We start from the raw sequence: 12,734 nt of genomic DNA, 5'->3' as shown, positions 1-12,734 counted from the left end.
ATTTTCATCAAACACCATCTTTTTGTACAAACTCCCGATTCAACACAATAACGATGAAGCTATGCTTCAACGGAGATTATGATGATTAACAACAAAATTTATCCCAACATTTTTGCACAGGTATTTAAGCATACCTGTAGCATGGTTGTTGTTAGTGCCACGTTGGCGGTCTTGCCCTATTCAGCATCTGCTGCCTGCACCTATACAGTTGAGAGTGAGTGGAGCAACGGATTTGTTGCCAATATCACGATTAAAAATGATACGGTTCTTCCGCTTAATAATTGGAGTGTGAATTGGGGCTATGCCAATAACCGTATTAGCGGTACATGGAATGCTAATGTTTCCGGATCGAACCCTTACACGGCGACTAATGTTTCCTGGAACGGCAATATCGCACCAGGTCAATCAGTGTCATTTGGTTTTCAGGGTGAAAAAAATGGTGGTATTGCTGAGCGCCCAACAGTGAGTGGAACTGCATGTGGTAGTGTAGTAGCGAGCAGTGTTGCACCAAGTTCATCTTCTCGTTCCAGTATTGCGCCTAGTTCAGTTTCCCGTTCGAGTGTCGCGCCCAGCTCCCAGCCAGCTATCATCAGCAGCTCTTCTTCATCCAGCGGTTACACTGTGCCAGCTAATAATTTCGCGCAAAATGGCGGTGTTGAAAATGGTTTAACTAACTGGTCAACAACAGCTGCCACCATTACTCGCGCAACCGCCGATAAACGCAGTGGCTCGGCGAGCGCATTAATTTCCGGGCGTACCGGCAGCTGGAACGGTTTAACTTTTACTACAGGTGCACTGGTTAACGGCAGTGAGTACGAAGTTGCAGTCTGGGTAAAATTGGCACCGGGCACGCCTGATAGTGTTGTGCAACTCACGGCCAAACGTCAGGATGACAGTGATTCATCCACCTACAACGAATATACGCGAGTGGCGACGGCGACGGCATCCTCAACTGAGTGGCGTTTGCTGCAGGGGTATTACACTCAATCTGGGTCAACTGCGTTTCAGCATTTTATTATTGAAGCAACCGATGCAAACATAAGTTACTACGCCGATGATTTTTCTATCGGTGGTCAAGCGCCAGCTGCCAGTTCGTCTAGCAGCAGTTCATCCTCTAGCGCGCCGCAAACCTGTGAATTAAAAGCGCCGTTAAGGTGGACGTCTACTGGCCCCTTAATTAGTCCAAAAAATTCAGGCTGGAAATCGATAAAAGATCCGTCGGTAGTGAAATACAATGGGACTTACCATGTATACGCGACATACTACGACACGTCGTACAAATCCATGCATACCAGTTTTACCGACTGGAACAGCGCACAGCAGGCTCCGCACACTTCTATGAATGGAACTGCTGTGGGTAATGCAGTTGCACCGCAAGTATTTTATTTCCGCCCGCACAATAAATGGTATTTGATTACGCAGTGGGGCGGTGCCTACGCAACAACCGATGACATTAGCAGACCTAACTGGTCGGCTAAAAAGAAATTGCTGCAAGGTGAGCCAACTAATTCATTGGATTTTTGGGTGATTTGTAACGCGACTCACTGTTACTTGTATTTTTCGCGGGATGACGGTGTGTTGTACATGTCAAAAACCACGATTGGAAATTTCCCCAACTTCTCCGGTTATTCCATCGTGATGGAGGATCACCGCGGCAATGGCAATCAATATTTATTTGAAGCCCCCAATGTTTATAAGTTGGATGGCCAAAATAAATATTTGTTAATGGTAGAAGCTTATCCCAATGGCCCACGCATGTTCCGCTCTTGGACATCAACCAGTTTAGATGGCCCTTGGAGCCCATTGGCGGACACCAACGATAATCCCTTTGCAGGTAATAACAACGTGGAATGGCCGAGTGGCAAATGGGCAGATGGCATTAGCCACGGCGAGCTGGTTCGCTCGGGTTATGACGAGCGCCTCACCGTTGATCCTTGCAATTTAGAATTTCTCTATCAAGGTCAAGCGGGCACCAGTTCAGACTACAACACCATTCCCTATAAATTAGGTTTGCTGCGCTTGAAAAAATAAGTTTGTTTTAGTCGTCACCCTTGTTTGCCCGGCCTAGTGCCGGGCTTTTTTGTAGGTTTTCTGCTTGTGCAGGGGAGAGGTAGTAATAAGCTGTAATTCAAATTGACGCCGGGTGTAACTATGGTCTTTAATTGTTTGCTATTTTATGGCGTCAATACGAGATTTGCGCTGCGTTTTTTTACGAGTAAAGCGACTCTATTGTTCATGCGTTCAAACGCCTAAACTTCCGATATTCCGCCGGGCCCCATACAGGCTACAATTACGTCAATCCCAACCGCTTAGATTTAACACGAGTACATAAGAGTCAATTATGAATTCAAAAAGGCAAACTGCATCAGCTCGGCATATTTTGGTTAAAACGCAAAGTGAAGCGGAGAAGATAAAGCAGCTGATTGCCAAGGGCGCTGATTTTGGTGTTATGGCGAAGAAGTATTCTACTTGTAGCTCTGCCAAAAAAGGTGGAAATCTTGGTGAGTTTAGCCCGGGGCAAATGGTTAAGGCATTCGATAATGTGGTGTTTAAGTTGCCGATACATGTAGTGCATGGGCCTATTAAAACGCAATTCGGTTTTCACCTTATTGAAACTATTTACCGCGACTAATGCTTTCATTTTTTGCAAAAATAATTGTGGTGCAGCTGCTCCAGAGTAGTGTTGTAACAAGCTCGTTTAATAATCAAATGGAGATGTTGTGATAGAAATTATTGCTGCAGAATTACAGGATGCAAAAGAAATACTTGAGTTGCAGCGCCTTGCGTATCAGTCAGAAGCTAAACTGTACAATGATTGGTCTTTGCCCGCGTTAACCCAGACAATTGAATCACTTATTCAGGAGTTAGAACGCTCCATTGTTCTCAAGACTGTTATTAATGGAATGATAGTCGGCTCTGTTCGAGCAAGTGTTGACAGTGACATCTGCAAAATTGGCCGTTTAATTGTGATGCCTGAATTTCAAGGGCGAGGGATTGGCACTGCATTGTTGGAGCGTGTTGAAGCAATGCAGGAGACTAATGTTAGCTTTGAATTGTTTACTGGTAGTAAAAGCCTACGTAATATTCAACTTTACCAAAGGCAGGGCTATGTTATGTCGCATACAAAAGTTTTGTCAGATAGTGTAACGCTTGTTTTTTTGGTCAAGAAAAGTAAAGCGTTTTTTTGAATGGCTCGCCTTGTTGGCGAAAACGTGCAGTGAAAAAAGGCGCAGATTATTAAATAATCTGCGCCTTTTTTGTTGCAATTTTTACCACAACAATATTTTTTACATTATTGAATGGTTTAGCCACAAGTGAGCATAGATGCTGGCGAAATAGCCAAGCGCTACTACGGGCGTCCATTTTAAATGGCCGAGGAAACTGTAGTGGCCGCGTGCTTGCCCCATGAGTGCAACACCTGCCGCTGAACCGATTGACAGCATGCTGCCACCAACACCGGTTGTTAAGGTAATGAGCAGCCATTGCCCTTGGGAAAAATCTGGCGCCATGGTGAGTACGGCGTACATGACGGGGATGTTGTCGATAATGGCAGAGATTAAACCGAGGCTGACGTTTGCAATTGTCTCGCTGAAATTGCCATAGAGTGATTCAGACAATAGGGTTAGATAGCCTAAAAACCCTAATCCGCCGACGCACATGATAACGCCATAGAAGAATAGTAAGGTGTCCCATTCCAAGCGTGCCAGCGGTTGAAATACATCAAAGGGTAGTGGCACTTTGGTAATGGGGTTTTCATTTTTATCGGGAATAAAATCCGAGCTTGCTTGTTCGGCATGTTTTAAATCTACAATGCCTTTTTTGCGCAAATAAAAACCGTAAATTTTTAAGTAGGCCAAACCAAGCATCATGCCCAGCACCGGCGGCATGTGAATGAGTATGTGACCGAGCACGGCGCTCGCGATAGTGGCCAGAAACAAAAACAGTATAGGGAACGCGCCTTCTTTGTACGTTAGTGTTTCCAAAAATAGATCTTCTGCATCTTTGTGTGAAGGGCGGTTTTTTATAAAAAAACTCATGATCGCGGCGGGAACCAAAAAATTTACCAGCGATGGAATAAACAAATGAAAGAAAGTAAAAAAATCTACCTTACCAGCTTGCCATACCATTAAGGTGGTAATGTCGCCAAAGGGGCTGAAAGCGCCACCAGCATTGGCTGCAACAATAATATTAACGCAGCACATATTGATAAAGGCTTTTTCATTTTCGGCGATTTTTAATACTACGGCGCACATTAATAACGCGGTGGTGAGATTGTCGGCAATGGGCGAAATAAAAAATGCCAGAATGCCGGTAATCCAAAATAATTGGCGATAGGTAAACCCTTTTTTAATCATCCAGCCGCGCAGAGCATTGAATAAACCTCGCTCATCCATGGCGTTGATGTAGGTCATGGCCACCAGCAAAAACAACATCAGCTCAGCAAATTCCAGCAGTGTATGGCGGAAGGCTTCATTGGCTAATGCTGATTGATCTTGTTGGGTGTATATCCAACCAATAATGACCCAAATAATGCCAGCGGCGGCCAGCACTGGTTTGGATTTACGCAAATGCAATTTTTCTTCGAGCATGACAAAGGCATAGGCGATCACAAATAAGCCGACACAAAACCAACCGGCGCTAGTGTGAGTCATGTCCATGCCATCACCTGCGAGGGCGATATTGCCGGTGCACAGCAAAAGTAGCGGCAAGATAATTGCCAGAAAGGATTTGAGCATAGCGCGTCCTGTTTTTTTTGAGTGAATTCTAGAGAGCGATTATTTTGGGCCGCAATAACGAAAAAAGGCAGCTCGCGGGAGCTGCCTTTTTCGTTAATTTTACGCCTTGAGCGGTTTGTACTTCATACGTTTTGGCTGTGAATCATGGCCCTTACGTTTGACGAAATCCTCGTGATATTCCGTGTAGTTGCCTTCAAAGAAAACTATATCGGAATCGCCTTCATAGGCGAGGATGTGGGTCGCGATACGGTCGAGGAACCAGCGATCATGCGAGATTACCAATACGCAGCCAGGGAAGGCGAGGATTGCATCTTCCAAAGCGCGCAGGGTTTCGATGTCCAAATCGTTAGACGGTTCGTCGAGCAAGAGTACGTTAGCACCTTGTTTCAGGGTGTTGGCCAAATGCAAACGGCCGCGCTCACCACCAGAGAGTTCGCCCACACGTTTTTGTTGGTCAGAGCCTTTGAAGTTGAAGCGACCAACATAAGAGCGGGAACTTACTTCGTAATTGCCGATTTTTAAAATATCCAAACCGTCTGATACTGCTTCCCAGACCGATTTTTTATCGTCCAGATTTTCACGACTCTGCTCAACGTAAGCGACTTTTACTGTATCGCCCAGCGTCACAGTGCCTGAATCCGGTTTTTCAGTGCCAGAGATCATACGGAACAGGGTGGATTTACCCGCACCGTTACCGCCGACAATACCGACTACTGCACCCTTGGGAATGGTGAGCGATAGATTGTCGATCAACAGGCGATCGCCATAACCCTTGCTCACATTTTCCAACACGATCACTTTATCGCCCAAGCGCTCGCCCGGCGGAATGTAGATCTCGTTGGTTTCGTTACGGGCTTGGAATTCTTGCGATTGCAACTCATCAAAGCGCGCCAGACGCGCCTTGCTCTTGGCTTGGCGGCCTTTAGGGTTCTGACGAACCCATTCCAATTCGGTTTTCAGTGCTTTTTGGTGGGCTGCTTCAGTGCGTTGTTCCTGTTCCAAACGAGCATCTTTCTGCTCCAGCCAGCTGGTGTAGTTACCTTCGTACGGAATACCGTGACCGCGGTCGAGTTCCAGAATCCAACCGGCGGCGTTATCGAGGAAGTAGCGGTCATGGGTAATCGCCACGACTGTGCCGGTGAAGTTGTGCAGGAATTGTTCTAGCCAGTAAACCGATTCGGCATCCAAGTGGTTGGTCGGTTCGTCGAGCAAGAGCATATCGGGACGCGACAGCAACAAACGGCACAAAGCAACACGGCGGCGTTCACCACCGGACAGCACCGTCACATCGGCATCCCACGGCGGCAAGCGCAGCGCATCGGCGGCGACTTCTAGTGTGTGTTGCAGATTGTGGGCATCCCAGGCTTGAATAATGTCTTCGCACTTGGCCTGTTTCTTGGCCAACTCATCAAAGTCTGCATCGGGTTCGGCGTAGGCGGCGTAGATGGCATCCAGCTCCGCCAGTGCATCAACTGCTTCGCGCACACCGTCTTGCACGTTGCCCAGTACATCTTTAGCTGGATCGAGTTGCGGTTCCTGTGGTAGATAGCCGATTTTCAGATTCGGCATGGGGCGGGCTTCACCGTTAAAATCCTGATCCACACCGGCCATGATGCGCAGTAAGGTTGATTTGCCTGAGCCGTTTAAGCCGAGTACGCCAATTTTGGCGCCAGGGAAGAAGGAAAGGGAGATGTCTTTAAGAATTTCGCGCTTGGGCGGTACTATCTTGCCAAGGCGATGCATGCTGAATACATATTGAGCCATGATGTAACTATCTCATTCGCGGTAAAAGAGGGTGCCTACTATAAAGAAAGCGGCGCGAGGGGGAAAGGCGCAATAACACCGTAAAAGCGAGTAGTTGCTAAGAGTTCAATTTGAGTTTGTCGCGTGAAATGCGTATAACCTTTCTATGTTTGATGTCTTGATAAATCTGCGAGGAAGCGATGTCTAGTAAAACGAGTAACCCCCTGCGTGACCCCAATACCCACTTAACGGTACGCAATGCCACTGTAAAAGATGTTCCCGCTATTGTTGCTTTGTCTGAACGTGTTTACAAACCACTAAAAATGGAAGTCTATTCACCCGCTGCGATTGTCGGGCAGATTAATAATTTTGCCCAAGGGCAGATTGTTGTGATGGTTGGCGATGAATTGGTTGGTTATTGTGCGACTTTTCGTATTGCCGAGAAGATCGGTTTAAAACCCCATACATGGCACGAAATCACCGGTAATGGTTATGCCTCGCGTCACGATATAAACGGCGATTGGCTGTACGGTATGGAAGTCTGTATCGACGATAGTTATCGCGGTTATCGCATTGGCCAGCGGCTCTACAATGAGCGTAAAAAGTTGTGTCAAGGCTTGGGTTTAAAAGGTGTGGTGTTTGCTGGGCGAATCCCCAATTTGGCAAAACGTATCGGCAAGTTCAAAACGGTCGAGAACTATGTTGACAATGTAGTTCATAAAAAAATTAAAGATCCGGTGTTGTCATTTCAATTGCGCAATGGTTTTGAGGTGCTCGGCATAGTTGAAAACTATTTGCCCGATGATGCCCAATCCATGGGTTATGCCGCGCACATGGTTTGGTATAACCCCAAGGTGCAATTAAAAGAAGAGAAACCGGTAAAACAGTTTGGGGTGCGCATGCCCGATGTGGTGCGTATTGCCACAGTGCAATATCAATTGCGCAAGGTGAGCTCTTTTGGCGAGTTCATGAAAAATATCGAATATTTTGTCAATGTGGTTGCCGACTACAAAAGTGATTTTGTGGTCTTTCCCGAATTATTTACCCTGCAGTTGCTGTCGATTGAAGATCAGGAATTAACGCCTAGTCAATCGATAGAGGCACTGACTAAATATACGCCACGTTTTAAAGAATCTATGCGCGAGTTGGCTCTGCAATACAACGTCAATATTATTGCTGGCTCCCATCCTACCCGTGTAGAAAATGGCCGTATTGAAAATATCAGCTATGTGTTTTTGCGCGATGGTCGTTCATTTGAACAACCTAAAATTCATCCGACACCCAGCGAGCGCTACTGGTGGGATATCGAAGGCGGCAGCAGCCTGAGTGCGATTGACACTGACTGCGGGCCGATTGGCGTGTTGATTTGTTATGACTCTGAATTCCCCGAGCTGGCGCGCCATTTGGTCGATCAAGGTGTGCAAATTCTGTTTGTGCCTTTCTGCACCGACGAGCGCCAAAGTTATTTGCGTGTGCGTTACTGCTGCCAGGCGCGCGCGGTAGAAAATCAAATCTATGTGGTGATGTCGGGCAATGTGGGCAACTTGCCTAATGTGGCCAATTTAGATATTCAGTACGCGCAAAGTTGTATCTTGACGCCATGTGATTTCCCCTTCGCCCGCGACGGCATTGCGGCTGATACCACACCTAACGTAGAGATGGTTGGTTTTGCCGATTTGCGCCCTGATTTATTGATTCAGGCGCGCAATAGCGGCACAGTGCAAAATCTGAAAGACCGCCGTCACGATTTGTATCGTGTGCAATGGCGCGGTGATAAAAAACGCAATTAATTGTGAGAAAAAAGAGCGGCTCTTGCAGGGTCGCTCTGCTGTTTTTTTAGCTACAACGGAGAGTTAAATCTTCATGGACAAAAACCAAGTTCTGCATGCATTAGAACAGGGTGCTTCCTTCTGGAATAGCTGGCGTAAGCATCAGGTCAATGGCGAAATTAATCTTGATGGCGTTGAGCTGGAGGGGATGAACCTTAATGGCTACGATTTTTCAAAAGCTTCTTTTTGCAATGCGCGCGTCACTCACTGCAGCTTTCAGTATGCGGATTTGATTTTTGCAAATTTGCAAGGCTCGTGTTTTCAGCACAATGATTTTTCTTACGCGAAGCTCATCGCGGCCAATTTATCGCGCTGCGATCTGAGTGGTTCAATTTTATTTCTCGCTAAAATTCTTACCGCAAATACGCGTAATGCCCGATTGGAAAATATTGATTTTCGCGGGCACGATATCAGTAGTTTAATTCTGCGGGATGTATCTCTGGCAGGCAGTAATTTGGAATCGCAACAATTAGCGCGAGTGGATTTTGGTAATTCCAATCTGGCTGGCGTTAATCTGCGCAATGCGGATTTATCCAGTGCTATTTTTACTGGCGCCAATTTGAGCAGTGCCAATATGCGCGGCGCCAACTTGACGGGAGCGGTGTTTAAAGGAGCCAATTTAACCGGCGTGGATCTGCGTCAACTCGATTTATACAAAGCCGATTTTGCCAGCGCCAATTTAACCGACTGCGATTTGCGCGGCGCCAACCTCGGCAAAGTGAGGTTGACGGGGGCTACTATCACTGGCAGTAAATTATGGAAAATTACCAGTGCTGGCTGGAATATTGCCAATGTTAAATGTGCCTATGCCTACTGGGATGAAAGCGGTCAGGAAAAAACCGTTTATCGCACTCATGAGTTTGAGCGTATTTTTGCTGAAGCCGTTACGATTGAGTTGCGCTACCCCTATCGTCTTGCCGATCATGAATTGGCAACACTGCCCATTTTTATGGAGCATTTGGCGGCGGTGCACTGGGGCACCATACTGCGCTTAAAGTCGATTAGCGATGTTGCCGGCGGTGCGCTAGTGAAATTTGTCGTAGAGGAGGTGGGTACGCACAACCCTACCGAGTTGAAAAATCAATTGCAAACTGAAGCGGAGCGCATTCAACTCGCGCAATTAGTGTTGCGTACTAATACTCAGTTACACGTGCAGCTAAAAGAAAAAATGGCGGCGATTCGCGAGGAATTCTGGCCGCGCTTATTGGAGCTTGCCGCTGACCATGAGCAAGAGCAGGTGCGTAAACTCACCATTTTGTTTATGGATTTAAAAGGCTTTTCCCAATGGGGGAACGACGAGCTTTCAGAAAAGTTAGCGCTGTTTCGCGGTTTGGTAAAACCTATTCTTAAAAAGTGGTCCGCAGATCACCCCAATATGGAAGGCGATTCGCTGCGCGTGACCTTTAAAAATGCCACTGCAGGTTTAGCCTGTGCTTGCATGATGCGCAATGTTTTACGTGCGGCTGGATTTGAATTGCGCATTGGTCTTGAATTGGGTGAGGTAAGTATTATACACAATGAAGTAACCGATATTCCTGATTTGGAGGGTGTTGCGGTGAGCATGGCAGCGCGTATGGAAGCTGCAGCAGAGCCGGGTGAAGTGCTTGTGAGTCACATGGTGCGCCACTACGCCGAGCGCAGTGATTTGTTTAGCTTTACACCGCGCCGGGTGCCATTGAAGAAATCGATTGGCACACTGGCGCAGGGTGAACATATTGAGTGTTTTGCAGTAGAGGCGACAAAAAACCTACAAGAAGCGTTGGCATAATGTTGTTTTACAGCCAACCGGATTTTTTAAATCGATAATACAAATACACACAGACTACCGACACAATGCCGAGTGATACGGGATAGCCGTATTTCCATTTCAATTCCGGCATGTGCTCAAAGTTCATTCCCCAAATACCGACAAACGCCGTAGCAACGGCAAATATGGCAGCCCAAGCGGCGAGGCGCTTATTCACTTCGCTTTCGTCGATGCTCACCATGGATAAATTAACTTGAATCGCAGTGCTAATTGTGTCGCGAATAGAGTCAATTGAGGTGTTGATGCGATACAGGTGATCCTGCACATCGCGGAAATAATCTTTAGTATTGGCCACAATTGGCGGAACACGGCCACCATCGAGTTTGCCCACCGCCTCCAACAAGGGAGCAACTGCGTGTTTTAAAATAGTGACCTTGCGTTTTAATTCGTAGAGTCGCTCAATATTGGCGCGCTGCGATCCCTTGGTAAAAATTTGATCCTCAATAATTTCCAGCTCGGTTTCAAAAGCAACAACGACGGGGAAGTAGCGATCAACAACTGCATCCATCAATGCATAAAAAACAAACGCTGAACCTTGTGCCAGGTGGTGCGGTTCACGTTCGCAGCGTGCGCGCACACCGAGAAATCCTTGTTGGGTGCGGTTGCGGGTAGAGAGCACATAATTCTCCCCTACAAACACATCAACTTCGCCTACATTTAATTCGCCATCATTAAATTCTACGGTGTGCATCACTGCAAACAGCGAATCGCCATACTCTTCAATTTTAGGGCGCTGATGACCAACATGGGCATCCTCTACCGCCAATTCGTGCAGGCCAAATTCCTGTCGCATTTGGTCGAGTTCATCTGGCTCAGCATCTTTTAATGCAACCCAGACAAAACAATCGTTCTTTTTGACGTACTCGCTGATTTCCACCACAGGGATATCGCAGAGCTTTTTACCTTCTTGATAGGCAACGCAATTTATCAACATGGACGCACCAAATGAAAAGCGGAATCATAAGGCCATTCTAGTGCAAAATTCTCTGGTAAAGACGATACTGGGAAATGAATTTTGGATGTCAGGAGATGCTTTGTGACCGCACACAGTAAAACGAAAACCAGTTTTTATCGCCGAATTTATGTTGCTTGGTTGATTGCACAGGGAGTTAATACGGTGCCTAAAATCATCGGTGCGACGGGAATGCCAAGACGTACCGCGCAAGATACCTTGGCTGCTATTCATGAGCTCGCCATTGACTTAGAAAACAGCAATGGCAGTTATCGTCTAGTGGCTTGGGGGGCAGTTAATCAGAATTGGGTTGCAGAAAATGTTTTGCAGTTAAAGCAGGTGCTGGAATATCCGTAAAAAAGCGGGCAGTTTGTGCAAACAGCGATTGCGCTATTAGTCGTAAATCTGTTTTTTCTTCCACTTATCGTTTTCTTCGTTGAACTGTTGCCACTCTTTGCTGGAAGTGTTGTCGGCAGTTGCGGCGGGTTTTGTTTCGCTTGGTGCTTCAGCTCCTTCAGGTGTTGCATCAGCTTTCTCTTGCAGCTTGGCGATGACTGAGTCTAACTGTGCGATTTGTTTATCAAAACTGCGGCCAGCTTTTTCAGTAGCTAAAGCTTTGCGAGCCAAGGTGTAGTAGTGAATGGCTAAACGAGTTTTACCGATTTGTTGTGACTGACGGGCGTTAAAAACATGGCCATCTACAGATATTTGCAGCACCAGCCGGTTGATTTGATCGACATAGGCGTCGGTTTGTACTTGGTTAATAAGGTGTAACGCAGATTGTTGCATGACAAATTTATGCAGTTCTTGTAATAAGCCCTGAGCCTCCTTGATTTGCTGAGGGTTGTCCAGCCGAACCCGGGTTTGGTCGGCCGTGTCTTTTTGTGCGGCTAGCAGGTTGGTGTAAAGATTGAAGTGTTCCGTGTGAGTTGGGTCACTGGGCTCGAGACGGGAAAGCTGTTCGCTACAATCGATCAGTGCGCGATAGAGCAGGGCAGTTAAATCGGTGGATAAAAAGCCCGAAGGGAATCCGGTAGCAAGATCGCGAAAAGAGTTGCGTCGCGCGCGCAGGGCGGTAATCAGCCGTTGGCGCCGTGCTCGTCGCTTTTCGATTGCGTGAGATAAAAATAAATATCCCGCCAGCAAAACCAGCAACAAAAGTATTATGGCAATAACATAAACCGACATGATGGATTAAAGACCTTATTGGTTAATTGCTGGGCATATTGTTGCGACAAGTATAGCACCGAAAAAAATGGCACTAGAGTTTGTGTTTTAGTTGCTGCCTAAGTTAGCTAAGTGCTTGTTTCCGCTCTGATAAAAAAAGAATTAAAAGTGTTGACATGGGCGGTACCTGTCCCTAGAATGCGCCCCACTTCTGACGCAGACATCGGCTTGAAAGAGTAGATGAAAACGTTAGATGGTCCGGGTCCCCTTCGTCTAGTGGCCTAGGACACCGCCCTTTCACGGCGGTAACAGGGGTTCGAGTCCCCTAGGGGACGCCAATATGCGGGAATAGCTCAGTGGTAGAGCACAACCTTGCCAAGGTTGGGGTCGCGAGTTCGAGCCTCGTTTCCCGCTCCAACTTCTCTCATAACGAGAAGTTAAAGTAGTAGAAAAAGCTGTAAGTTTTAATCTGTTAGTGAAGTACGTTTTATCGTTGCCGC

The 12,734-nt window shown here is 46.8% G+C and carries 10 protein-coding genes and 2 tRNA genes; 8 read left to right on the top strand and 4 right to left on the bottom strand.

Annotated features, from left to right (window positions below):
• The first annotated feature begins 81 nt into the window (after positions 1-81).
• From AWU77_RS13360 to AWU77_RS13350, 3 genes are all read left to right on the top strand, one after another.
• Positions 82-2,031, top strand: coding sequence for a non-reducing end alpha-L-arabinofuranosidase family hydrolase (locus tag AWU77_RS13360; RefSeq protein WP_062064257.1), 1,950 nt, complete (start codon positions 82-84; stop codon positions 2,029-2,031).
• Positions 2,032-2,341: 310 nt separating this feature from the next.
• Positions 2,342-2,632: a peptidylprolyl isomerase gene (locus AWU77_RS13355; protein WP_062064255.1), complete on the top strand. Its 291-nt coding sequence runs from the start codon at positions 2,342-2,344 to the stop codon at positions 2,630-2,632.
• A gap of 88 nt (positions 2,633-2,720) precedes the next feature.
• Positions 2,721-3,188: a GNAT family N-acetyltransferase gene (locus tag AWU77_RS13350; RefSeq protein ID WP_062064253.1), complete on the top strand. Its 468-nt coding sequence runs from the start codon at positions 2,721-2,723 to the stop codon at positions 3,186-3,188.
• Between the two features lie 99 nt (positions 3,189-3,287).
• Here the strand turns inward: AWU77_RS13350 and nhaD are convergent, their stop codons facing one another.
• On the bottom strand, positions 3,288-4,736 hold the full coding sequence (gene nhaD / locus AWU77_RS13345; protein ID WP_062064251.1) for a sodium:proton antiporter NhaD: 1,449 nt from the start codon (positions 4,734-4,736) through the stop codon (positions 3,288-3,290).
• A 99-nt stretch (positions 4,737-4,835) separates the two neighbouring features.
• Positions 4,836-6,500: an energy-dependent translational throttle protein EttA gene (ettA, locus tag AWU77_RS13340; protein ID WP_062064249.1), complete on the bottom strand. Its 1,665-nt coding sequence runs from the start codon at positions 6,498-6,500 to the stop codon at positions 4,836-4,838.
• 179 nt (positions 6,501-6,679) lie between these two features.
• Between ettA and AWU77_RS13335 the strand changes: the two genes are divergently transcribed.
• Both AWU77_RS13335 and AWU77_RS13330 read left to right on the top strand, forming a co-directional pair.
• Positions 6,680-8,269, top strand: a complete 1,590-nt coding sequence (locus AWU77_RS13335; protein ID WP_062064247.1) for a bifunctional GNAT family N-acetyltransferase/carbon-nitrogen hydrolase family protein — start codon at positions 6,680-6,682, stop codon at positions 8,267-8,269.
• Between the two features lie 73 nt (positions 8,270-8,342).
• Positions 8,343-10,076, top strand: a complete 1,734-nt coding sequence (locus tag AWU77_RS13330; RefSeq protein WP_062064245.1) for a pentapeptide repeat-containing protein — start codon at positions 8,343-8,345, stop codon at positions 10,074-10,076.
• 7 nt (positions 10,077-10,083) lie between these two features.
• Here AWU77_RS13330 and corA read toward each other — a convergent pair whose 3' ends face one another.
• Positions 10,084-11,049 carry a magnesium/cobalt transporter CorA gene (gene corA / locus AWU77_RS13325; RefSeq protein ID WP_062064243.1) on the bottom strand — a complete coding sequence of 322 codons (966 nt, stop codon included), beginning with the start codon at positions 11,047-11,049 and terminating at the stop codon, positions 10,084-10,086.
• Positions 11,050-11,151: 102 nt separating this feature from the next.
• Between corA and AWU77_RS13320 the strand changes: the two genes are divergently transcribed.
• On the top strand, positions 11,152-11,424 hold the full coding sequence (locus AWU77_RS13320) for a helix-turn-helix domain-containing protein (protein WP_062064241.1): 273 nt from the start codon (positions 11,152-11,154) through the stop codon (positions 11,422-11,424).
• 36 nt (positions 11,425-11,460) lie between these two features.
• Here the strand turns inward: AWU77_RS13320 and AWU77_RS13315 are convergent, their stop codons facing one another.
• Complete coding sequence (locus tag AWU77_RS13315) at positions 11,461-12,255, bottom strand: hypothetical protein (protein ID WP_062064237.1); 795 nt, start codon at positions 12,253-12,255, stop codon at positions 11,461-11,463.
• A gap of 241 nt (positions 12,256-12,496) precedes the next feature.
• Between AWU77_RS13315 and AWU77_RS13310 the strand changes: the two genes are divergently transcribed.
• Both AWU77_RS13310 and AWU77_RS13305 read left to right on the top strand, forming a co-directional pair.
• Positions 12,497-12,572, top strand: a tRNA-Glu gene (locus tag AWU77_RS13310).
• A gap of 4 nt (positions 12,573-12,576) precedes the next feature.
• Positions 12,577-12,651 (top strand) — tRNA-Gly (locus AWU77_RS13305).
• Positions 12,652-12,734 lie beyond the last annotated feature (83 nt).

The sequence above is a fragment of the Cellvibrio sp. OA-2007 genome, assembly GCF_000953825.1.
Taxonomy (GTDB): Bacteria; Pseudomonadota; Gammaproteobacteria; order Pseudomonadales; family Cellvibrionaceae; genus Cellvibrio.
The sequence above is the reverse complement of the archived record's forward strand: the minus strand, read 5'-3'. Positions and strand labels throughout refer to the sequence as shown.